We start from the raw sequence: 23,577 nt of genomic DNA, 5'->3' as shown, positions 1-23,577 counted from the left end.
GATGAGGACACGACGATGACTATCCAGACCGATTCCACGGTCGACTATTCACCCACGGCGTCAGGGCATCCACAGGTCACGTTCGAGCACACCGCCGCCGGCATGGCGGCGGTGGTGGGGTGGCCCGGGACCGAACCCCTGCTGGTCGATGTCTGCGCGATGTTCGAAAGCTTCGGTCTCCGCACCGCAGCGCATCGCCAGGTTTCCGCCGACGGCGCCGAGGGCACAGGATCGGTGCACGAGTTCGCTTTCGCAGGATCATCCTTCTCCACCCCGGTCCTGGATCACATCGCGGCGGCATTCGAGGCAGGTTCGGCCGGCCGGTGGAGAATCGATCAGTACGCCCGCCTCGTCGCGACAGCGGGAATCGACTGGCGTGAGGCCGTACTCGTCCGTGCGATGTGCCGCTTTCTCCGGCAGACGCAACTCGGATTCTCCGAGACCTATCTTGTCGACTCGCTGGCGAGCAATCCCGATTTCGTCCGCGCCCTGGTCACACTCTTCCGGGCACGGCTCGACCCCGCTCGGACCGGCGACCCCGAGAGGGCGAACGCCGCCCTGACCGACCTGGTCGACAGTGCGACCACCCTCGATGAGGACAGGATCCGACGAGCCCTCCAGGCGTTCGTCCTGGCAGTCGTGCGCACCAACTGGTTCCAGCGCGACACGCAGGGACAGCCGAAGCCCTACCTCTCCTTCAAGATCGATTCCGGACGGTTGGCCACGCGGGGGCGAGTGGTTCCCTTTCGTGAAATCTTCGTTCACTCCGACGAAGTGGAAGGGATCCACGTCCGAAGCGGCGCTGTGGCGCGCGGTGGTTTGCGCTGGTCGAACCGCAGCGAGGATTTCCGGACCGAAGTGCTGGGTCTGATGAAGACTCAGTCGGTGAAGAACGCTCCTATCGTCCCGATGGGAGCCAAGGGTGCCTTCGTCGTTCGTTCGACCGACACCCCGGCGCGGGCGGGATACGCGACCTTCATCCGCGGGCTCCTCGACATCACCGACAACATCGTCGACGGGGCCGTCGTCCATCCGGCCGACACCCTGTGCCTCGACGGCGAGGACGCGTACCTCGTCGTCGCCGCGGACAAGGGAACCGCCACCTTCTCGGATCTGGCGAACGGCATTGCGGCGGAGTACAACTTCTGGCTCGGTGACGCGTTCGCGTCGGGCGGCTCGGCTGGATACGACCACAAGGCCATGGGCATCACCGCGCGCGGAGCGTGGCTGTCCGTCGAAAGGCACTTCCAGGAGGCAGGCCACGATATCGACACCGACGAGTTCTCCGTCGTCGGTATCGGCGACATGTCCGGTGACGTGTTCGGCAACGGGATGCTGTTGTCGCGGAACATCAGGCTCGTCGGTGCGTTCGACCACCGGCACATCTTCCTCGATCCCGACCCCGATGCCGCCGTGTCGTACCGCGAGCGCGAGCGCCTCTTCGGACTGCCGACGTCGTCCTGGACGGACTACGACCGCGAGAAGATCTCGACCGGTGGTGGTGTGTGGTCTCGGTCGGCGAAATCGATCACCCTGTCACCACAGGTGCAGGCGTGCCTCGGCATCGAGTCCTCATCGCTCGACCCCGACGAGCTGATCCAGGCGTTGCTGCGTGCACCGGTCGACCTGCTCTGGAACGGCGGCATCGGCACCTATGTCAGAGCCGCGAGCGAGACCGACGTCGATGCTCAGGATCCGGCCAACGATCGCGTACGAGTGTCGGCAGGGGAACTCCGGTGCGCGGTCATAGGCGAAGGCGGCAACCTCGGGTTGACGCAGCAGGCCAGAATCGACTACGCGGGTGATGGCGGGCGGATCAACGCAGACTTCATCGACAACGCGGCGGGAGTCGCCACCTCGGATTTCGAGGTGAACATCAAGATCGCGCTCGACGCGGCAGTACGAGCGGGCAGCCTCTCGCCGGAGCGACGGGCGTCCTTGCTGGCGCAGGTCGCCGACGACGTCGCCTCGCGGGTACTCGACGACAGCGCGAGCCAGATCCTGGCCATCAGCCTGGCCTCCGCGCAAGCCCGCCATCTCCTCGACAGGCACGTCCGGTTGATCGGCAACCTCGAAAAGGTCGGCGGAATCAATCCACGCACCGAGGGACTGCCGTCCCCCGCGGAATTGAAGCGCCGCGCGACCTCCGGGCACGGACTCACACGACCGGAGATCGCGATTCTCCTTGCACAGTCGAAGAATTTGGTCTCGCAGGAACTGCTCGCCTCCACCGTGCCGGACGACGAAGTTTTCGCTGCGCGCCTCACCGAATATTTTCCGGACGCCATCACCGAGAACGTGGCCGCTCAGATCGCCGCCCATCCCCTGCGGCGGGAGATCATCGCGACGTCGATCGCCGACGAGCTGATCAACCGCGTGGGCCCGGGAGCCATCTTCTGGCTACAGGAGCGCTTCGGAATCACCACATCGGAGGTCGCTTCGGCATACGCTGCCGTGAGCGCGATCTACGAGCTGGATGCGCTGTGGGAACGGGCACTCGAGGGTCCGGGCACCGGCATCGAACGACCGGAGTCACTGCTCGACACCAGCTGGCTGATCGAACACGCCGTCTCGTGGCTGTTGCGCCGACGACGTGGAATCGTGGTGCCGGAGAGGGAGATAGACCGGTTCGCTGATTCGGTCCGCAAGCTCGTCGAACTCCCCCGGGGCGAACGTCCGCTCGATGCAGATCTTCCCGGTGCGCTCCAATTCGCGGACACCGCAGACTCACTGGGAATCTCGGTGGAGCGGGTGGCCGAGGTGCATCACGAACTCGGGCAGCGACTCGGCATCGGCTGGGTAGTCGACGCGTTGTCGGATCGCACGGGTTCCACCCACTGGGATGTGCTGGCCGCGGCGGCGGTGCACGACGACCTGTCCGACCTGCACCATGCGCTGACAGTCCGGGTGCTGAGTGACGACGGCACCGGGACGGGGAACGCAGTCGCTGCGTGGTGCGAGGCCCATTCTCACGATCTGCATCGCTTCGAACTCGTCGTGGATGCGGTTCGCGGGGACGGCGAGGTGGACCTGGCGAAGACCTGCGCCGTCACCGCCGCACTGCGCGCTCTCGACAACTGAACGAATTCGGCCGGCGGATCCGCGACACGCGGATCCGCCGGCCGCTCTGCATTCCCACGAATCCAGGAGCCGATCACGACGGTTGCCTGTGGTGAACGTGGATACTGCGGACCCTCCGAGACGCGATTCCGGGGCCCCGGAGGAAATCCGACGAACAATGGAAGTGGGAAAAAGTGAAATCGAGTAACACCATCGATACCTGGACGGACGAGTCGGCGAGTGGTGGGCGAAGCCAGGAATTGCCGTACACCGTGGCACGATCCTGGTTCCTGATCTCCGGAGCATCCGACCTGCCGCAGTCGCTGGGATCCGGCTCCGACGTCGATATCCTCGACCTGGAAGACGCCGTACCTCCCGGCAAGAAGCTCGCCGCACGCACCCAGGTCGTGAACGCGCTTCACCATCGACGTGCGTGGGTCCGTATCAACGACGTCACGACCGAGTTCTGGAAGGACGACATCGCGGCACTCCGTGATTCACCAGGCCTTCTCGGCGTCATGCTCGCCAAAACCGACTCGGCGAGCGATGTCGACAAGGTTGCCGAAGGGCTTCGCGCCACCACACCGGTCATTGCCTTCATCGAGTCCGCCGCGGGTCTCGAAGCTGCAGGAACGATCGCCGCACACCCGCGGGTGGGTCGGCTGGCCTTCGGAAGCGGAGACTTCCGCATGGACGTCGGAGCCGGCACCGACCGTAACGCTTTGACGTACGCGCGTTCTCGGCTGGTCGTGGTGAGCCGCGCGGCGGGCCTGCCCGCTCCGATCGACGGGCCGACAGTGCCCGATGATCAGATCCTCGCCGTCGACGAAACCGAGTACGCGGCCGGTCTGGGTATGACCGGCCGCATGTGCTTACACGCGTCACATGCCACCACGATCAACACGGCCCTCAGTCCGACCGGTCGGGAGATCGAGGATGCGAAGGAATTGATCACTCTGCTCGGACCCGATGGAGCGAACGCACGAAAGGGAAGCGATCTGCCTCGGCTCGCCAGGGCCCGTCGAGTTCTCGACCGAGCGCGGATATTCGGACTGGATGCCCTCGCACCCGAGCTGCACTGAACCACTGCGTGCTTCGCCGGACTTCATCAGCGCACAGGGGAAGAACGCTGTGAGTGGCCGATCTCGCTGACGGGCCGACGGAACAGTCGGCCCGTCAGCGGATGCGTCACGGAGCGGGCCGACTCGGGTATTCGCACACGATGAGGGCGAGCAGCAACTCGGCGCGCACGTACGCCGAGGTCAATGAGCACTCGAGAATGCGCTCGATTCGAGCCACGCGGGTGCGCAGAGTATGGCGATGAATACCCAGGACCGCGGCGGCGGATTCGTTGTGACCATTCGCCTCGAGGACCGCCCGAAGGGTCGGCAGCAGGGCGGTACGGTTGACGCGGTCGTAGTCGTCCACACGCCCGAGTGTCGACTCGCCCACCACTCGTAGTACCTCACGACACGGCGTCGACACCAAGAGCTCGCCGCCCGCGATCTCCCCGAAATCCAGTACGGCAGCTCCGTCCGACGCGGCGGCCGCGGCAACGTGTGCCTGCCGCGAGGCATTCGCCACCTCAGCGGCAGGCTGCGTTGTGCTCAGCCCGACACGCAACCGTGAGCGAATCGCAGGGGGCAGGTCTGCGAGCAACTCTTTACACTCGTCGACGTCGGTATCACCGCTGAGTAACACGGTAATCCGGAAGGCATTCTCGTCAAGGAAAAGTGGCCGCCCGGAACTCTCGAGTTCGTGGGTGAGGACGGTTCTCACGAACGTGAGGTCGGCTGTCGAAAGACCACCGGCATGAACACCGAGAACGCGAACCGAACCGTCGATACCGCTGATCGTGATCGGCATCCATCCCGGGTTCACCGCGGTGGTTCCTTCACGATCTACGTGCCTTGCCGCCCATATGGAGCACGTCGGCGAGGGGCTCGCCTGCCCGGAGACGGTCAAGGGTTTCCGGTTCGGCAGCATCGGACGCGAGGGCCAGGTCGACGACATCCGCCGCACCATCCGGGGTCAGGACCAGGACACCGTTGTCGTCGGCGAGGACGATGTCACCAGGATTGACGGAAACACCGCCGACCATGACCGGCACGTTGATCGCACTGTTGTCGCCGTCATGCCTCTTGGTGGTGAGAATCGAAGTGCCGCGAGCAAACACCGGCAGACCACCCTGTCGCAGTTCGACGATGTCGGTTACCACTCCGTCGACGACGATTCCCACCGCGCCGGCCGACAGTGCCGCGCAGGAGGTGACAGCTCCGACCGAGGCGTGAACCGCGTCGCCCCCCATGTCGACGACCAGCACATCGCCCGGCGTCAGGGCACTCAATGCGTGATTCATCGCCACCGCATCCGCATCCGCAATGCGCGCCGTCATTGCGCGTCCCACCACACGCACATCGGCGAGAAGAGAGCGGATGGCCGGATCGACGAACCCGTCTTCGAGGTAGTGGCCGATGGTCGGGAAGCTGACCCGGCGGAGCTTGGCCAGCAGCGCCGCCTCGACGGGCGGCACCGGCGGCGAAGTGGACGTTCGAGGTAGAGACATCATGCGCCTTCCGGGATCGAGTGTTCAGCGAGGACGGCGACGCATTCGATCTCCAAGGCGATGCCGAAAATATTGACACACACCGTGGTTCGGGCGGGCAGGTCGCTCCCGAAGAACTCTGAATAGACCGCGTTGTACTGCTCCAACTGCCCAGGATCGGTGAGGTAGGTGTTCACCTTGACCACGTTCTGCAGGGAAGATCCGGCCTCACGCAGTGTCGCTTCCAGATTGGCCAGAGTCTGACGAACCTTGTCGTCGAAGGCGTCCGGCTGATCGCTGAGGTCCGAGATGGCGGGGAGCTGACCCGAGGTGAAGACGAACCCGTTGGCCACCACTGCGTGAGAGAACGGTCCGACCGGACGCACGTCGCCGGACACTACGCCTATGCGCCGCATCAGACCCGGACCCGCTCAGGATCCGCCTCCGGGAGAGCGTTCTCTGCCGGCGCTTCGTCGGCCGAGTCGAGGCTGTTTCGCAGCGTTTCCGTCAACAGCAGCAGAGCAACGATGGAGACTGCCGCGGATCCGATCATGTACCAGGCCACGGAGGATCCCGAGCCAGTGGCGCTCAGCAGCGCCGTCGTGATGGCGGGGGTTGCGGCACTCCCCAGTAGTCCGGACAGCATGTACGCGATGGACAGACCCGAGTACCGGACCCGGGGCCCGAACAGCTCGGCCAAAAATGTGGCGATGGGGCCGTAGTTGGCCGAGAAGGCGGTCATCATCATGGTATAGGCGAGGATCACCATCGGGACGGACTTGGTATCCATCATCCAGAACATGGGGAAGGCGACGACGGCCTCGGCGACTATGCCGCCGATGATCACGGGTTTGCGCCCGATGCGATCGGACAGTGCGCCGAAAGCCGGAATCATGAACAGCCCTGTGGCACAAGCAATCAGGACGGCCAGCAGCATGGTGTCACTGGAGAAGCCGAGTTGCTGCTTGCCGTAGGTGAGCCCGAAGGCCACCATGATGTTGAACGCGGTGCCGGTGGACAACGTGGCAATACCGCCCAGCAGAACCTGCTTCCAGTACTTGCGCATGAGAACCACGAACGGAATCTTGGCTTTCGCGCCGGCTTCCTTGACCGCTTGGAACGACGGTGTCTCTTCCAGAGTCAAGCGGATGTAGAGGCCGACGGCCACCAGTAGAGCGCTCGCCAGGAACGGAATACGCCAACCCCAGGTGAGAAGAAACTCCTCCGGCGTGTTTGCGGCGATGATCAGGAAGACCAGGTTGGCGATCAATGTTCCGCCGGGAACGCCGACCTGGACCAACGAGCCGTAGAATCCACGTTTCGTCTTGGGCGAGTGTTCGACCACCATCAGAACCGCGCCGCCCCATTCGCCGCCGAGCGCGAGGCCCTGAATGACGCGAAGAGTCAACAGCAGGATCGGGGCCATGATGCCGATCGCCGAATAGGTGGGTAGCAGTCCGATCGCGAAGGTTGCCGCGCCCATGGTGATCAGGGAGATCAGCAACATGGACTTACGGCCCAACTTGTCGCCGAAGTGGCCGAACAGCGCGGCACCGACGATCCGGGCGACATACGCTGCGGCAAACGTGCCGAAGGCCAACATGGTTCCGACGAGCGCGTCGAAGCTCGGGAAGAAGATCTTGTTGAAGACCAGGGCCGAGGCCGTGGCGAAGACGAAGAGGTCGTACCACTCGACGGTTGTGCCGATAACACTGGCCGTGGCGATTTTACGCATCTTGCTCTTGATATCGTGCGACGCCTGGCCGCCGACTGCAGATTGAGCCATGGGTTCTCCAAAGAACGGCTGGGAAAGAGTGACGGGTAGCTGACCACTCCCGATGACATCAACTATCCGCTGTGACAGGAGACACGTTCAATAGGGAAACACACACTGTTTACCCCTTTCCGGTGGGCAGATTCCCACCTCCCGGTCCAGCTCGGTGCGGCCGCAGCAAACTGAGCCTGCGTTGCGGCAATACCGTGATCCGAGAGCCGTTCTCGCAGAAAACGACTGGCCGCCTCGCGCCCCGGCGTTCCCGGGTGTGAAGCGATGTGACGATCGTGACATCTACTGGAAACATCTGTCCGCACGCACAGCCGGGACTCGCACCGAACCGCCGATGCCCCGGTTGCCGCGAGGTGTGGATGCGGAGTTGGGGCACCGGTGGGCACGGGTCGGAGCATCGAACACCGGTGCGGCTACTGCCGACCCGCGAGCACCCGCACTTGGTGCCGGACAGCGAACCAGCCGGCGATCAGTGCCGGGATCACGACGACAACCGACGCGACCGTGTACGTTCCGACCGGATAGTCGAGCGCCATGAGAACCAGGACCGCCGCCACGAACACCAGCGTCGCGTACGACGAGTAGGGGGCGAACGGCATTCGGAACGCCGGGCGTTCCGCCACTCCCCGAGTCGCCCAACGGTGCAGCTTCATCTGGCACAGCACGATCACCGCCCACGTCGTCAGTGTGCCGAGCGAGGACACGTTGATTGCGATCTCGAATGCGTGGTCGGGGACGACGTAGTTCAGGCCCACCCCGATCAGCGTCACCGTCGCGGTGAGGAGAATTCCACCGTAGGGGACGCCGGAGCTGCTCATGCGGGCGGTGAACCGTGGTGCCGTCCCGCTCATCGCCATCGACCGCAGGACTCTGCCCGTCGAGTACAGACCGGCATTCAGACTGGACAGCGCCGCGGTCAGCACCACGAAGTTCATGACGTTGCCGGCGCCGGGTATGCCCAGTTGGGTGAAGAACGTGACGAACGGGCTCTGTGTCGGGCTGTAGTCGGTGTACGGCAGCAACAGGACGAGAAGCAGCACGGCGCCGACATAGAACACCATGATCCGGACGATCACGCTGTTGATCGCACGGGGCATGATCTTCGCGGGGTTCGGAGTCTCTCCCGCCGCGATGCCGACCAGTTCGATGCCGGAGTAGGCGAACGTGACACCGACGATCACGATGACCAGGGGAAGCATGCCGTTCGGGAGCCATCCACCGTTGTCCGAGATGAGCGTGAAACCGGTCTGGTGACCGTCGACGGGGAAGCGGAGTGCGACGACGATCCCGCCGATCACCAGGAACGAGACGAGTGCAACGACCTTGATGATCGCGAACCAGAACTCGAGCTCCCCGAAGACCTTGACGGACAACAGGTTGACGAACAGGACGATCGCCAACGCACCCAACGCGAGCACCCACTGCGGAACCGACGTGAAGAAATGCCAGTAGTGGACGTAGATCGCGGCGGCGGTGACGTCGACGATCGAGGTGATCGCCCACAGCATCCAGTACATCCACCCGGCGACGAAGGCCATCTTCTCGCCGTAGAACTCCCGGGCATACGACACGAAGGATCCGGACGTCGGGCGATGAAGTACCAGCTCACCCATCGCACGCAGCATCAGAAAGGCGAAGAAACCGGTGACCGCGTACACGATTACCAGGGAGGGCCCGGCTGAGGCGAGGCGGCCGCCGGCGCCCAGAAACAGACCCGTTCCGATCGCGCCGCCGATCGCGATCATCCGGATCTGCCTGGTTTTGAGATCCTTCTTGTAGTCGTCGTCGCCCTCGTGGGACAGGCGTGCCGAGGAGTCCGACGGAATGTGTACCGCGGGCGATTCGGGTGAATGGCTCGTACTCACAGTGCTCTCCTAGTCCAGTCGAACAGGTTTGATCGAGTCGAAAAGGTCGCCGGGGCCGGGATTCGACGGCGGCGTGGTGCCTCCGAACTGATTCATGACCCCCCACACCGCGTTGAGGCCGGTGGTGACGGCGCCTTCCGCCCATCCACCGGTGAAGGAAATGTCGTCACCGGCGAGGTAGATTCCCCTGTGCCCGGGCTCGAAGTCCGACTGTTCGAAGTGTGTGAACAACCGCTCCTGGTAGCGGTAGTGCCCGGGCAGGTTGTCGCTGAAGGCGCCCATGAAATGGGGATCCGCCTCCCACGAGACGGTGACCGGTTCGCCGATGATGTGCGAGGCGATGTCGACACCGGGGTAGATCTGGGCGAGTGAGTGGAGCATCATCTTCACGCGCTCGTCGGCGTCGAGCGGCATCCACTTGAGGGAGTCGTCGTTCCAGGTGTACGACAGGCAGATCAATGCCGGCTTGTCCGGTCCGTCGTCTAGCAGATAGGTGCCGCGGGTGATGCGGTCGGTCAGGGTCGTGCTCATGACGTCGCGACCCGTCTCGGGATCGACGTCCTTCCAGAACGGGCGATCCACCATCACGAACGTCTTCGAGGCCTGCATGTAATGGCTACGTTCGATTGCCATCCACAGCTTCTGGCTGAACAGCTCTTCACTGCACTCGATGCGGGCCGACAGCAGCCACGACTGACAGGTGACGACGGCCGCGTCGTACGACTCTTCGTTGCCCCACCGATCCGTGATCGCGATCCGGCCGGGACCGCTGGGCGTGTGGTCGCGCCTGATCCGCTGTACCCCGGACCGGGGCGAGCCGTTGTGGAGGGAGGCGAGAGTTGTTCCGACCGGCCAGTGGACGAGGTCTGCGGGAGCGTGATTCCACAGTCCGTGTGGTACCTGGTCGGCGCCGCCCAGGATGCGCTGCTGGTTCGCGTCCGCGTCGACGTAGACGACGCGCATGACCTCGAGCATCGAGTCCGGGAAGTTGGTATCCCATCCGCCGGTGCCGAACCCGACCTGACCGAACGCCTCTCGATACTCGAAAGGGAGCGCGGAGAACGCTTTCGACGATTCCAGGTATCCGTAGAAGGACATGCCGTCGAAGGCGGGCACCAGTTCGTTCCAGATGCGTTTGATCTTCTTCAGGTCGCGGTCTCGGATTGCGGTCTGCATCTCCGTGAACGCGGCCCGCTCCTCGAGGCAGTCACTCCATGCCGCGGAGACGTCGTGGAAGAACTCGGGCAGCTCGTCCGGGGTGTGGGCGTAGTGCGCCGTGCCGCCCAACTCGACGACCGTGCTCGAACTCGCGTCGGTCAACGGGTTGGGGAACGGTGCGGTGTTCAACCCGAGCAGATCGACGTAGTGGAAGAACGTCTGTCCCGACACCGGGAACCGCATCCCGCCGAGATCGGCGACCGGTCCCCCGTCGGTCCCGAATCTCTTGCCTCGCATCCGTCCGCCGATCTCCGCGGACTCGTAGATCACCGGATGGAGGCCCATCTTCATGAGCTCGTACGCCGCGATGAGCCCGGCCATGCCGGCGCCGACGACGGCGACCTTGCGACCGTATGCCTCGCTCGGCACGGAGCCGATTCCGGCGGGGTGACGAACGTACTCGTCGTAGGGAAACGGGAAATCGGGGATCAGCATCGTGATCGGGGCAGAGGAAGACACACTACTCCTTCAGGGTGGTTCGGTTCGGAAGATGTTTCTCGTCAGTACAAGTCGAGTCGGCGCGAGCGCAGGTACGGATTGTCCACTCTGGCGCCGCGAATCGTTTCGCTCGTGATGTCGGCGAAGATGAGTTTCGCCCCACCCTCGGTCTGCGCCGCGATGGACCCGTCCGGCGCGACGATGCAACTGCGGCCGGCGAACCCGGTGCCGCACTGATTGGCGTACGCGATCGCCACCGTGTTCTCGAGTGCGCGCGCCGGCACGAGCAGGCCTGGCACGGCGGCGGCGTCGAATGTCGAAGAGACTCGGGTGGGTACCGCCGTGGGTACGAGCACCAGGTCGGCCCCTCCGACGGCGAGGGCGCGCACGTACTCCGGGAACTCGACGTCGTAGCAGATCCCCAGTGCGACTGTGAGATCACCGAAACGAACGATGCGCGACAGTTCCGTGCCCGCGGTGAAGAACTGCTCCTCCGTGCCGAAGAGGTGTGACTTACGGTAGTGGAGCACCTGTGTGCCATCACTCCCGAACAGGGTGGCGGTGATGAACCGTCCGGAATCGGCCTGTTCGACGGTAGAGGCGACGACGGCGATGCCACTACGCTCGGCCAGTTGCGAGACCGCCTGCCGCACAGGCGCACCGTCGAGGTGGTGAATCCTGGCCGGCGCGTATCCCGTGGGAAACAGTTCGGGGGTGACGAGGATGTCGGCGCCCCTGTCGGCCGCATCCCCGGCCGCGGCGGTGAGGATGTCGAGATTCGCGTCGATGTGCCCAACCGCGGACGTTGCTTGGAGGACGGCAATGCGCACTGGGAGACTCCGGAATTGTCGTGGGAACTTGGCGAATTCAAGTCTGCTGGTGAACTGCGCCACATCCAATGACAGTGGTCAACGAAAACGCGGGGCAGAAATGGGCGAAAGCACATCGATTCGGGAACTTTCCTGGTGCTCGCCCGATCCGCTGTACACAATGGGTTCGGATGGTCCACGATTGTCACCCCGGGCACTTGCCTCTTCACGACTTCGCCGCAACACGGGCCGACCACGTCTCAGAACCGGTGCCCGGGGCTCGCGTTCGGTCCGGCAGCGCATTTGTGCGTTAGTACAGTAGGAACGGAGAACGGTGGCGGTGACCAACCGACAAGACACTCAGCGGTGGCACACTCTGGTGTCGCGGCAGAGTGAGAACCTGGGCGCGTTGGTCGAACAGTTCATGAAGCGGCTGCTCGATGCCGGCGAGTACCGCGATGCCGGGCTTCGTGAGGCCGAACTCCGCGCCACCAGCAGTGACGTGTTCGCACTGATGCTTCGTGCTCTCGTCGACCCCACACAGGTCGGAGTGGTCGAGCGCCTGGCCTCCCGCCTCGGTAGGCGCAGAGCACGCGACGGCATCCCTCTGGAGTCGATGCTCACGGCCATCCGACTCGACTTCCCGATTCTGTGGTCGGGACTGCTGTCGACGGCCGGCCGGAGTGAAGCGCACGTGCTCGCCGCGCACGCCGAGGAGGTGTGGAACGTCGTCGACACCTTCGCCCGCTTCGCTCAGGCCGCGTACCTGGCGGAACAGGACCAGCTGATCCGCGAACGCCAAGACCTCCAGCGCCAGCAGATCAGTCTTCTGTTCGACGCCGTCGGCCAGTTCGAGGTCAACCATGTGCAGATCGCCCGGGCTCTCGGCGTCTCGGTGTCGTCGTTCTATCGCGTCGTGGCAGTACCCAGCGAGTCGGCGGTGACGCTGCGGCACAACATCGACAAGGCACATTTCTCCGAACGGGTCTTCACGCACGAGCAGGGGCGCCACCTCATCGCATTCTGGCAGATTCCCGCCACCTCACCCATGGTGGTGACGCCCCGCGAACTGGCGCTACTCGACCGGGTTCGAGCCGCGGTGGCGCCGATCGCCCGGGCGATCGCCGACATTCCCCTGGCAGCGCTCGCCGCGAGCAGAATGGTCGATCAGCTCCGCCCGGACGAGGAACGCGTGACCGATCTGAAGGCCTCGTGGCCGATACTGGCGAAGAAGTATCTCGCCGAGATCGGCTGCGATCTCGGTCAATACGTTCTGGTTCCCCTACGCGAGGCAACCGAGCGGGAGAACGAGCGGCTCCTGGAGACGATGGTGGCGTATCTGCACACCGGCAGCCTGCTGGGAACGGCCGCGACCATCTACTGCCATCGGAATACCGTGCTGAACCGGCTTCACAGAATCGAGGAGCTGACCGGGCTCGACATCACGAAACCGGCCGATGCGGCGCTCGCCATGGTCGCGCTTGCGTCGCAGCAGAACTGAATCAACCGCGCCGGCTGTGCCGGCGCGGTTGATTCGGATTCCGACTACGAGGTCCGGTCGAGTTCTCCGACCGCGAGACGGGCGACCACCTCGGTCAACAGGTCCACACCGGCGCACACATCGTCGTCGGTCGTGAATTCGTGCTCGTTGTGCGAGATTCCGTCGACGCTCGGCACGAACAGCATCACCGTCGGCACGACATCCTTCATGTTCACCGAATCGTGTCCGGCGACAGTCATGATCTGCCGATACGTCAGCCCCAGGTCCTCCGCGGCGGCCATCGAGAGCTTCACACCCTCGGGTTGATAGCCCGCCACTCCCCAGGAATGCGCGGTGGCCTTCTCGATGCGCACCTGAGCGCGGGCTTCGATCTCGGCGAACCGGGCCATCAGCCGCTCGTTGGCGAGATCGACGACCGATTCGATGGGCGATCGCAGGTCGAGATGCATCCGCACTTCCCGGGCGATGACGACCGGGGAATTGGGCTCGATGGTCATCTGGCTGACGGAGGTGTGCAGTGGCGCGGTCGCGAAATCCTCGGCCAGCTCACGCGCCGCGACCACCAGCAAGGAGGCCCCGAGGAGCGCGTCCTGCCGATCGGGCATCGTCGCCGACCCGGTATGGGCCTGATCGCCGTGGACCACCAGTTCGTACTTCTGCGCCGCCCACGTGGAGTCGACCACGCCGATGGTGATTCCGTCGTTCTCGAGATTTCGGCCCTGCTCGATGTGGATCTCGGCGTAGGCGGCGGCCTGCGGTCCCGTACCCGACCCCAGGCAGCCGATACCGGACAGTGCCTCCGCGACCGAGACTCCGTCGCGATCGGTGGTCGACAACGCCTGTTCCACATCGATTTTGCCGGTGTAGACGGAACTGCCCATCATGCTCGGCTTGAACCGGCAGCCTTCCTCGTTGAACCAGTTGACCACCGCGAGGTTGTACTTCGGCGCGAGGTTGCCCTCCCGCCACTGCTGTGCGACGCGCTGAGCGGCGTGCGCCGAGGCGAGCACCCCGTACGCACCGTCGTAGCGGCCACCGAGCGGCTGACTGTCCAGATGCGAGCCCGTCACAACGTAGGGGGCGCCGGGATGGATTTCCAGCAGACCGAACTGGTTGCCTGCACGGTCGTATTCGACACGGAATCCTCGGGCGACCAGCCATTCGGCGAGCCAGGCCCGCTGTGCTCCGTCGGCTTCGGTGGCGGCCTGCCGGTCGACGCCACCACCCGGGGTCGCACCGAACTGTGACAACTGCTGGAAGTCCGTGACCACGGAACGGTCCAAATCGGTCTTGCTGGCGGTGGTCATGTGGATTCCTCCCGGGAGTGGATCTGCGTCCGCCGGCCCCGGCGTCCGGGTAGCGGAGTCGACATCGTGTGCGACTGCGGATGTATCAATACAAGCACGTCCAGGCCTGATTTCGGGATGACGAACCTCAACCGGTTCGCCCAGAATCGTTGTGCATTCCCACAGGCAGAGCATTCGCGGGGTGAACGGGCCGTGTGCGGCGGATTCGCTCAGTCGTGACACTTATGCCCACCCACCCGGCTCGGGTGGGTGGGCATACGTACGTCTTCGACCGCTCGGGCTACCGATCCGGTTCCTCCGGAAGCGCGGCCACCGCCTCGGCGAACATGCGGAACGGGGCGTGGATGGACAGCTCGGAGATCCACGCGGCGTGCGGTGTGATGACCAGATTCGGTGTGGAGGAGAGTACGTGACCGTCGACGGGCGGTTCGGTCGCGAGCACGTCGACCGCGGCACCCGACAGGTGACCGGAGCGCAACGCGGCATCGAGGGCCCCTTCGTCGACGATTCCGCCGCGAGACACGTTGACCAGATAGCTGTCCCGCCGCATGGACCGCAGCGCCTGTGCGTCCAGCCGCCCCCGGGTCTCGTCGCTCAGCGGCACGTGCACGGTCAGAACGTCGCTGGTGGTGATCAGCTCGTTCCAGCTCACCTGGGTGTAGTCCGGGAAGTCGTCGCCGATCGGCCGGCGCGAATGTATCTGCACATGCATGCCGAGTGCATGTGCGCGGTGTGCCACCGCACGCCCGATCGCACCGAAACCCCAGATCCCCAGTGTTGCACCACGTACGAAACGGGGGCGGGGGGTGCCCACAGTCCAGCCGCCGAGGTGAACCGATCGGTCGAGTCGGTGCGTCTGGCGGAGAAGCCCGAGGACGAGGGCCGTGGTGTGGTCGGCGACCTCGTCGGTGCAGTAGTCCGGAGTGTTCGTGACGGTGATACCGCGGCGGCGTGCCTCCTCGAGGTCGAGGTGATCGGTACCGGCGGACGTCGCGGCGAGCAGCCGCAGATTCGGGACCCGATCCAGGTCCTCCGGCCCGACCTGCGCGGTCTCCGGATTCACCGCCATGGCGATGACGTCGTCACCGTGAGGCAGGTGCGGCAACACGTCGAGCATCCAGAGGTCCGGCAGCAGTGCGGGATCGGCGATGAGCGTACCGACCCCGTCCACGACCACGGCGCGGCGTTTGGTGTTTGGTGTCATCTCAGGACCGGTAGTCCGGGGCAATGCGATCGACCAGACGCAGCAACGCAGTCCAGGCGAGGTCCCAGTTGTCGCTGTTGTCGTGGTCATCGGTTTCGCCGACACGGTTTTCGTTGTTCAGCTGTCGAGCGGTGTGCTCGCAGACCTCCGGCGACGGAACGATCAGTTCCTGGCCGGTGGACTGCGCGGCGACCTGCATCTCGCATGCACGCTCGAGGTAGAACATCCGCAGGAAAGTGCGGCGCGCGCTGTCTCCCACCGTCAGGAGGCCGTGGTTGCGGAGGATCATCGCGTTCTTGTCACCGAGGTCCGCAACGAGTCGGACCTTCTCCGCATCGTTCAGCGCGACACCCTCGTAGTCGTGGTACGCGATCCGGTTGTAGAACTCCATCGACGTCTGGTTGACGGGCTGAAGGCCGTTCTTCTGCGCTGCCACCGCACAACCGTTGCGGGAGTGGGTGTGAAGCACGCAGTGCGCATCGGGCCGGGCGGCGTGGATGGCACTGTGAATGACGAACCCGGCCGGGTTGACCCGGTACTCCGACGGGGTGAACAGCTCGCCGTCGAGACCCACCTCGACGAGGTTCGACGCGGTGATCTCCTCGAACAAGAGTCCGTACGGATTGATCAGAAATCGAGGTTCGTCGCCCGGAAGTCGTTGTGAAATATGGCTGAAGATGAGATCGGTCATCCGGAAGTGCGCGACGAGGCGGTATACGGCTGCCAACTCGACGCGCAGGTCCCATTCGCTCTGCTCCTGCGTCGAGGCCGGGACGGGCGCGGGAATCTGCTGCTCTGCTGTGCTCATGACGACTGTTCCTTCTGTGGGTCGAGAGTGAATGTCAGTGCTTGAGGCCGTCTTCGACAACACTCCATCGTGGTGCGAGAACGCCACCGGCAAGCGCGATCGCGCCGATGGCCACGAGAATGATCGCTGCGGGCCAGAGGTGGTCACCGGTGACGGTCAGCACGGCGGTCGCGATCAGCGGGACGCATCCGGAGACCAGTCCGGCGATGTTCGACGAGACGGCCACGCCGCTGTACCGCACTTTCGCGGGAAACAGACTGGTGAGTACGGCACCGCTGACGGCGTACGGATAGGACACGGCCGCAACGCCCAAACTCATCCCGAGCACGACGAGGACGGGGTGCGCGGTGCCGATCGCCCAGAAGATCGGGAACGCGAGGATCATCGTGGCGACGGCACCGCCGATCACGACGCGGCACGAACCGAATCGCGAACCCCATCGTCCGCCGGAGATGATGACGGGAATCTCGATGACCGCCGCGATGACGGTCGCGAGAAGGAGCATCGACGCTTCCAGGCCGAGAACCCGCTTGCCATAGCTGATGATGAACGTCGTGATCAGGTAGAAGCCGCCCGCGCCGATGAGCATCACGGAAGCACCGACGAGCAGCTGCCGCCACGCCCCGACGAACACCTGGCGCAGGGGCGCCTCCGCAACGGCGTCCTCCTCCTGCAAGGCCTCGAATTCGGGGGACTCCTCGAGTTGACGCCGGATCAGGATGGACACTCCCAGCAGGGGCAGGGCCAGCAGGAACGGGATGCGCCAGCCCCAGGAATCGAAGACGTCCTCCGACAACAGGGCGGAGGTGAGGAAGAAGGCACCCGAGGACAGGATCGTGCCGACCGGGGATCCGAGCTGCGGGATGGACGCATACTTCGCCCGTTCCTCCGGTGAGGCGTTCTCGGCCGCAATCGTGACGGCACCGCTCCACTCACCTCCGACGGCGAGTCCTTGAAGCACGCGCAGCACGATGAGTGCGATCGGCGCGATGACACCGATCGAGTAGTAATTGGGCAGCATGCCGATCAGCACGGTCGCGACCCCGATACCGACGATGGTGGTCATCAAGATCTTCTTGCGACCGACGCGGTCGCCGAGCCATCCGAACAGCAGCCCACCCACCGGGCGCGCAACGAATCCGACCGCCAGCGTGCCGAACGAGGCGAGCGTCGCCGTCAGCGCGTTGTCGGAGACGAAGTACTGCACGTTGAACACCAGCGCGGCAGCGGTGGTGAACAGAAAGAAGTCGTACCACTCCATCGCCGTTCCCACGAATGCGGCGAAAGCCACGCGCCGGGACGTGTCGCGTGGAATCGGGGTCGTGGGGCCGACCTGTCGGGTTGCCGAGGGGCTCATGGTGGTGCTCCGAATGTCGCGGGTGAAGGGCAGGTCGTCCAATTGGCGTGTGTTCAATCAAACCCCACCCGGCAGCGGGAGGAAATCGCAATCTGCCTCGAGGAAGGGCAGGATTATTGTGTATGTGCATAATGTGACGGCGAAGGAGCAACGATGCCGGCGCGCTGTCCCAGGCGATTCACCCACCGCGACAAGAGCCGATGAACGAATCTCCAACGACGTGTTACCCCGATGCTCACAGTGGAGATCTCGACGAAACCTGACCGCAAACTCGGGTGAAAGGACGTTGCCGTGAGAAACCTCGCCAAGCGGAAGCAGGAGACACTGGCTCGTTGGCGTGAACTGATCGTCGGAACCATGCGCAACACGGACGACCTGGCCACCGCGTTCCTCGACAGACTCGAATCCGTCGAGGCATACCAGTCCGGGCTGGTCGACCGGGACGGTCTGCGCGATTCCGCTCGCGAGTCGATTCGGTTGATACTCGAAGCCGTCACCGCAGGCGCGACGACGACTCAGCTCAGCTCGTTGCCCTCCGACCTGGGTCGCCTGCGCGCGCGGCAGGGGATACCCGTCGAAGATCTGGTGACGGCGGTCCGGCTCGACTTCGGCATCATCTGGTCTGCTCTGCTGTGGCGCGCGAACTCGGCAGACATGGCCGTTCTCGCGTTGCACGTCGACAGTCTGTGGAACGTGGTCGACGACTATGCGCGCGCCGTCCACCAGAGTTACCTCGAGGAGAAGGCCGCGATGGCCGCGTTCACCCGTGACGAGCAGCAAACGTACCTGGCGGAACTGTTCGGGCCTGCAGGCCTCGTCCCCAGCAAGATCGAACAGATCGCCCGGGCGTTGAAGGTCGACGCCGACGCCACGTTCCGGGTCGTCGTCGTCGATCCCGAAGAGTCCCAGGCGGTGCACAGGATCGCGAACACACTCGCGGCCGGTGGCGAACAACTCTTCGTGCTGAATCAGTCTGGCCGCGTGGTGGTTCTGTGGCCGGCCCCGCGGACACCCACCCGGGGGCTCGAAACACAGCACCGGCAACTGCAGGACGTGGCCGGCGGCATGGTCGCGGCGGTGTCCGGCCTGGCCGCGGTGCCGGCGGCCGCGAACACCGCCCACGAGATCTTCCGGACGATCCGCCCCGACGAACACGGCCTGACGACGCTGACGGACGCATGGGCCCGGGTCACCAAGGGCCGGCTCGACGATCAGACCGATTTCTCGGCCCACCTGCTGTCCGGCCTCGCCCCGATCACCGACGAGGAACGCGAACGCATCCTCGAGACCGTGCGCGCCTATCTCGCGACGGGAAGCGTCACCGACACCGCGGCGCAATTGTTCTGCCACCGCAACACCGTGCTCAACCGCCTCGGCCGATTCGAGAAGCTGACGAGCCTGAACGTCACCGTCCCCGATCAGGCAGCGCTGGCGCTACTCGCGTTGGCGTGACTCCGTGTGAAGTGTCGTCTGTCGGCCACGGTAGCCACTCGCCTTTCGCGGGGAGACTCGACAACTCCGCGCACTCTAGCTCTTGATCCTCGGCCTATACACCTGGGATGTCGGAGATCCGCACGTCGTCGGTGTTCAGGTCGCGCAGCACCTCGCTGCGTACCGAATCGAGATAACCGATGTGAGTCGCGAATGCCTCGCGGTGTGAAATTACAGGTCCAGGTCGAGCCGCTCCTCGATATCCATCTCGAAGTCCCGCGGTGAACAACGGACAAAATGGACACTCCTCGGCGTTGCGGGGCTGTACGCCGACCCATCCGGTTGGTGTGCTGCCTCGAATTGCGCAGTAAGTTCAGCGGCAAGCGCTGCGGCTCGGAGAAGGTGAGATCGCGATGACTTCAGACCCCACGCCCGACTCCGTCGGGGAAACGGAACGGCGGCCCACGCTGACACCGCGCGAGCTGGAGATTCTCCGCCTGTGGCTGCGTAGTGAATCGAAGACGGTTGCCGCGTCCGATCTGGGAATCAGCCTGGGCACGATCAACACCCACCTGATCCGGATCCGAGCGAAGTACGCTGCCGCCGGGCGCCCCGTTGCCGACAAGTCCGGACTGTTGATCCGGGCGCTGCAGGACGGGCTGGTGTCCCTCGCCGAGCTCTGATGCGACGGTCCGCTGCATTCTCTAACGGCTCTAACAGGTCTGAGCGTTGTAGGGGGGTGACCCGTCGGCCTTGTTCAGTGCGGAGGATCCGACGGGCGTGGCCGGGAATTCTCGGCCTGACGCTGTGTCGCGACGACCGAGGGTGGCAGACGGCGACGGGCCGTCTCCATGACTAGTTTCCTACTGTTCGTCGTGCGGACCGGCCGGCGTGCGGTCTCGGGTCCTCAGGGCGTCTCGGATCGCCGGTACAGGGCTTGGTCGTTGAGCCGTGCTGCCCGGGCATTCTCATGGGCAACTATCGCTTCTTGCCAGTCGTGATCGGTCAGAGCGGCGTGGTCGCGGACGACTGGGGGTGGGACGCCGAGTTGCGCGGCGATCTGCGCCCACGACATGCCCGCCGTAAGGGCCTCGCCTGGTCCGGGAGCGGATCCTCCTGCAGGTCGGATTTCGAGGTTTGCGCGGCGCTCGATGGAATGGCGCGTGTGGCGTCCGTCTATGGTGCCGCCGCCTCGGGCGGGCGCATCGAGACGAGGTCGTCGAAGCCGTGGTCGTCGGCTTGCAGCTGGGACATCGCCTCGACGAACAGAACGAACCCCGCTGGAATGGCTCGAACGGACATCCGGGTCATCAGCCCGACACGAGTGATCGATGACCGCTACGCCAACAGCTACGCGAACAGCAAATGGGCCGGGGAGGTGCTGCTGCGCGAGGCCCACGACCTGTGTGGCCTGCCCGTCGCGGTCTTCCGCTGCGACATGATCCTGGCGGACACCAGGTACGTCGGTCAGCTCAACGTGCCGGACATGTTCACCCGGCTCATGCTGAGCCTGGTCGCCACCGGCGTCGCGCCCGGGTCGTTCTACGAACTCGACGCCAACGGCAACCGGGCACGCGCGCACTACGATGGACTGCCCGTCGATTTCATCGCCGAGGCGATGGCCACCCTCGGCGAACGGGTGGTGGACGCGTTCGAGACCTACCACGTGATGAACCCGTACGACGACGGTATCGGGCTCGACGAGTACGTCGACTGGCTGATCGATGCCGGTTACTCGATCCAGCGCATCCCCGACTATGACACCTGGCTGCAGCGGTTCGAGACGGCCATCCGTGCCCTGCCAGAACAGCAGCGCCAGCACTCTCTACCGCCGCTGTTGCACAACTATCAACGACCCGAAATGCCAATCCGCGGGTCCATCGCGCCCACCGTGCGCTTCCGGGCCGCGGTGCAGGAAGCGAAATTCGGCCCAGACAAAGACATCCCGCACGTCTCGGCGCCGATCATCGTCAAATACATCACCAACCTGCAACTGCTCGGACTGATCCGCCAGACCACCCCAGTTTCCTCAAGAAGTAGCGAGCAAACGCAGGTCGACAGGTTGTCCGTCTGAGGGGAACGGCAAGGACGTGAAGTTGAGTGGGGCGACGTAGTCGGCGTCGACGTGCCAGTCGAAGCGCAGGAGGAGATGATGCATGATTGCTTTGATCTCGGCGCCGGCGAAGTGCATTCCGAGGCATTTGTGCACGCCACCACCGAAGGGCTCCCAGGCATATCGGTGCACCTTGTCTTCACGTCGATGCTCCGCGAAGCGTTCGGGATCGAAACGCTCGGGTTCGGGCCAGTACTGCGACATGTGGTGGGTGAAATGTGGCACCACCGCCGCGTAGGTTCCCGCAGGCACGAAGTGCCCTCGCACCTGGGTGTCGTGAACCGCTCGGCGCGCCATGACCGGCACCGGAGAGACGATCCGGAGGCATTCCTTCATGACCAGATCGAGGCTGTCCAGTCCGTCTAGATCGGCATAACTCGGCGCCGGGGTCCCCAACGCGAGCGACTCCGCCCGGCATTTGTCCTGCCACTGCGGGTGTTGACCCAGGTACTGCATCATCGTGGAGATGGTGATCGTGGAGGTGTCGTGCGCGGCCATCAGGAGGAAGATCATGTGATCGACCACCTCGTCGTCGCTGAAGCGTTGTCCTGCTTCGGATTCGATGTGACAGAGCACGGAGAACAGGTCGTCCGTTTCGTGTGATCGACGCGCCGGTAGGTATTGCCGGAAGAAGTCTTCCAGGACTCGGCGTCCGTTTAGTCCTCGCTTCCACCTGGTCCCCGGGACCGGATAGCGGACCACCGAGGTTGCCGCCTGCACGCAATCGACGAAAGCCTTTTTCACCGAGGAAATCTCGCTCTCGGTAGACCCTTCCGCGCCACCCATGAAAATGTCGGTGGCGAGATCGAGAGTGAGCGTCTTGAGCGCCGTGTAGGCGCGGAATCCGTCGGTGGGAGTCCAGGCGTCGAGCGCCGAATCGATCGCCGGGTTGAGAACGTCGACGGTATTCTCGAGGCGCGACCGGGTGAAGGCTTGCTGCATGATTCGACGGTGTCGTAGATGTTCTTCCGAATCGAGAAGCATGAGGCCACCGTGAAAGAAGGGGCCGATCAGCACCGACCAGCCGTCACCGTTGACGAATGCCCGATCTTTGTTCTGCAGCACTTCCTGGCATGCGTCGGGTCCGAGGACTGCGACCCAACGCCGACCGACCATCGAGAACCAGGAGACCTCGCCGTAACGGTCCCAATGCTTTTGCATCAATGCGAGTGGATCTCGGATGTATTCGAGTACGTGCCCGACGCCGGGCAGCCCCGATCGCCCCGAGACCGGGTGCAACTGCGACTGCGCGGGTGGAACGGCCAGGATCTTGGACATGACGAACCTCAACTCCCGTCTCATCTGACAGCGCCTCCTGTCAGATGAGCGTAGTCTGCGCCATCGAGATCACGTCTGTCAATATCGATCCATGACTCCCCCTACGCCCCGTCGATACGCTGGACTGAGCGGCGACCAACGTGCAGCACTGCGCCGCGAGAGTCTGCTCGAGGCGGGATTGGACGTGTTTGCAGCCACAGGTAAGGGCGGCGCCACCATGACCGCCATCTGCGCGCACGCCAAGTTGACGGAGCGATACTTCTACGAAAGTTTTACCAGCAGAGACGAACTCCTACAGAAGGTCCTGGACGGCATCGCCGCCGAGGTCCGTCAGGCGGGACTGGATGCGCTTCGAGCGAGCACCGGGACGAACGAACAACGCGTACGAAATGCCATCGCGTCGTTCGTCACCATCCTCACCGAAGATCCACGCAAGGGACGGGTTGCGATGATCGAATCCGCCGCGTCCGAACCTCTGCGCACCCACCGACGCGCAGCACTGCGGGGCTTCGCTCAGATGGTGGCGGACGAAGCCACGCGCATGTACGGAGATCGAGCGTGGCCACCACATCAAGGTGAAATCAACGGACTGCTGTTTGTGGGCGGCTTGGCCGAGCTGGTCACCGCATGGTTGAACGACGAGATCTCCATCACGCCCGGCGAGATCGTCGATGCGGCAACATATCAATTCACCTCCACCGCACACCGATGAGGGGCGCGGTGCTTGGGTTCGTAATGTGATCGAGGCAGACGCCCTCGATGCACAGGAAAGGCAAGGTCCTGACGCTGCGACGAAATGCTGTACACGCGGCTACCCAACACTTGAACTGTGCGGCATCGATCAGTGTGTAGGGCCA

The 23,577-nt window shown here is 64.3% G+C and carries 18 protein-coding genes and 1 pseudogene; 7 read left to right on the top strand and 12 right to left on the bottom strand.

Annotated features, from left to right (window positions below; genetic code table 11):
* Positions 1 to 15: 15 nt before the first annotated feature.
* The gene (locus OYT95_RS22210; protein WP_268789080.1) at positions 16 to 3,081 is read left to right on the top strand and encodes an NAD-glutamate dehydrogenase domain-containing protein; all 3,066 of its coding nucleotides are present in this window, start codon (positions 16 to 18) and stop codon (positions 3,079 to 3,081) included.
* 173 nt (positions 3,082 to 3,254) lie between these two features.
* Positions 3,255 to 4,142, top strand: a complete 888-nt coding sequence (locus tag OYT95_RS22205) for an HpcH/HpaI aldolase/citrate lyase family protein (RefSeq protein ID WP_268789079.1) — start codon at positions 3,255 to 3,257, stop codon at positions 4,140 to 4,142.
* A gap of 106 nt (positions 4,143 to 4,248) precedes the next feature.
* Here OYT95_RS22205 and OYT95_RS22200 read toward each other — a convergent pair whose 3' ends face one another.
* The 7 genes from OYT95_RS22200 to OYT95_RS22170 form a co-directional block, all read right to left on the bottom strand.
* Positions 4,249 to 4,941, bottom strand: a complete 693-nt coding sequence (locus OYT95_RS22200; protein ID WP_268789078.1) for a PucR family transcriptional regulator — start codon at positions 4,939 to 4,941, stop codon at positions 4,249 to 4,251.
* Between the two features lie 13 nt (positions 4,942 to 4,954).
* Positions 4,955 to 5,629, bottom strand: coding sequence for an RraA family protein (locus OYT95_RS22195; protein ID WP_200887773.1), 675 nt, complete (start codon positions 5,627 to 5,629; stop codon positions 4,955 to 4,957).
* Positions 5,626 to 6,003, bottom strand: a complete 378-nt coding sequence (locus OYT95_RS22190; RefSeq protein ID WP_217999492.1) for a RidA family protein — start codon at positions 6,001 to 6,003, stop codon at positions 5,626 to 5,628. Before OYT95_RS22190 ends, OYT95_RS22195 begins: the two co-directional genes overlap by 4 nt.
* Before the next feature lie 17 nt (positions 6,004 to 6,020).
* Positions 6,021 to 7,391: an MFS transporter gene (locus tag OYT95_RS22185; RefSeq protein WP_268789076.1), complete on the bottom strand. Its 1,371-nt coding sequence runs from the start codon at positions 7,389 to 7,391 to the stop codon at positions 6,021 to 6,023.
* 413 nt (positions 7,392 to 7,804) lie between these two features.
* Positions 7,805 to 9,256: an amino acid permease gene (locus OYT95_RS22180; protein WP_442972519.1), complete on the bottom strand. Its 1,452-nt coding sequence runs from the start codon at positions 9,254 to 9,256 to the stop codon at positions 7,805 to 7,807.
* Between the two features lie 9 nt (positions 9,257 to 9,265).
* Entirely contained in the window at positions 9,266 to 10,909 is a 1,644-nt protein-coding gene (locus OYT95_RS22175) for a flavin monoamine oxidase family protein (RefSeq protein WP_037242596.1), read from the bottom strand.
* Positions 10,910 to 10,974: 65 nt separating this feature from the next.
* Positions 10,975 to 11,742, bottom strand: coding sequence for a nitrilase-related carbon-nitrogen hydrolase (locus OYT95_RS22170; RefSeq protein ID WP_268789075.1), 768 nt, complete (start codon positions 11,740 to 11,742; stop codon positions 10,975 to 10,977).
* A 319-nt stretch (positions 11,743 to 12,061) separates the two neighbouring features.
* On the opposite strand from OYT95_RS22170, the gene OYT95_RS22165 reads away from it, so the two are divergent.
* Complete coding sequence (locus OYT95_RS22165; RefSeq protein WP_268789074.1) at positions 12,062 to 13,222, top strand: PucR family transcriptional regulator; 1,161 nt, start codon at positions 12,062 to 12,064, stop codon at positions 13,220 to 13,222.
* 44 nt (positions 13,223 to 13,266) lie between these two features.
* On the opposite strand, the gene OYT95_RS22160 is transcribed toward OYT95_RS22165, so the two are convergent.
* From OYT95_RS22160 to OYT95_RS22145, 4 genes are all read right to left on the bottom strand, one after another.
* Complete coding sequence (locus OYT95_RS22160) at positions 13,267 to 14,529, bottom strand: M20 family metallo-hydrolase (protein ID WP_037242605.1); 1,263 nt, start codon at positions 14,527 to 14,529, stop codon at positions 13,267 to 13,269.
* Positions 14,530 to 14,809: 280 nt separating this feature from the next.
* The gene (locus OYT95_RS22155) at positions 14,810 to 15,733 is read right to left on the bottom strand and encodes a 2-hydroxyacid dehydrogenase (RefSeq protein WP_268789073.1); all 924 of its coding nucleotides are present in this window, start codon (positions 15,731 to 15,733) and stop codon (positions 14,810 to 14,812) included.
* Position 15,734: 1 nt separating this feature from the next.
* Positions 15,735 to 16,541: a class II aldolase/adducin family protein gene (locus tag OYT95_RS22150; protein WP_268789072.1), complete on the bottom strand. Its 807-nt coding sequence runs from the start codon at positions 16,539 to 16,541 to the stop codon at positions 15,735 to 15,737.
* Between the two features lie 34 nt (positions 16,542 to 16,575).
* Positions 16,576 to 17,898 carry an MFS transporter gene (locus OYT95_RS22145; protein WP_268789071.1) on the bottom strand — a complete coding sequence of 441 codons (1,323 nt, stop codon included), beginning with the start codon at positions 17,896 to 17,898 and terminating at the stop codon, positions 16,576 to 16,578.
* A 291-nt stretch (positions 17,899 to 18,189) separates the two neighbouring features.
* Here OYT95_RS22145 and OYT95_RS22140 point away from each other — a divergent pair, with 291 nt between their 5' ends.
* From OYT95_RS22140 to OYT95_RS22130, 3 genes and pseudogenes are all read left to right on the top strand, one after another.
* Entirely contained in the window at positions 18,190 to 19,350 is a 1,161-nt protein-coding gene (locus OYT95_RS22140) for a PucR family transcriptional regulator (protein WP_268789070.1), read from the top strand.
* Between the two features lie 392 nt (positions 19,351 to 19,742).
* Positions 19,743 to 20,012 (top strand): response regulator transcription factor, encoded by a 270-nt coding sequence (locus OYT95_RS22135; RefSeq protein ID WP_128640822.1) that lies wholly within the window; start codon positions 19,743 to 19,745, stop codon positions 20,010 to 20,012.
* A 614-nt stretch (positions 20,013 to 20,626) separates the two neighbouring features.
* Positions 20,627 to 21,403 (top strand): annotated as a pseudogene (locus tag OYT95_RS22130) (SDR family oxidoreductase); the annotation flags it as partial.
* On the opposite strand, the gene OYT95_RS22125 reads toward OYT95_RS22130, so the two are convergent.
* On the bottom strand, positions 21,359 to 22,720 hold the full coding sequence (locus OYT95_RS22125; protein WP_268789069.1) for a cytochrome P450: 1,362 nt from the start codon (positions 22,718 to 22,720) through the stop codon (positions 21,359 to 21,361). The pseudogene OYT95_RS22130 and the gene OYT95_RS22125 overlap by 45 nt on opposite strands.
* 91 nt (positions 22,721 to 22,811) lie before the next feature.
* Here OYT95_RS22125 and OYT95_RS22120 point away from each other — a divergent pair, with 91 nt between their 5' ends.
* Complete coding sequence (locus OYT95_RS22120; protein WP_268789068.1) at positions 22,812 to 23,432, top strand: TetR/AcrR family transcriptional regulator; 621 nt, start codon at positions 22,812 to 22,814, stop codon at positions 23,430 to 23,432.
* The last annotated feature ends 145 nt before the right edge of the window (positions 23,433 to 23,577 follow it).

The sequence above is a fragment of the Rhodococcus sp. JS3073 genome, from assembly GCF_026810085.1.
In the GTDB taxonomy this organism is placed as follows: domain Bacteria; phylum Actinomycetota; class Actinomycetes; order Mycobacteriales; family Mycobacteriaceae; genus Rhodococcus_F; species Rhodococcus_F wratislaviensis.
The sequence above is the reverse complement of the archived record's forward strand: the minus strand, read 5'-3'. Positions and strand labels throughout refer to the sequence as shown.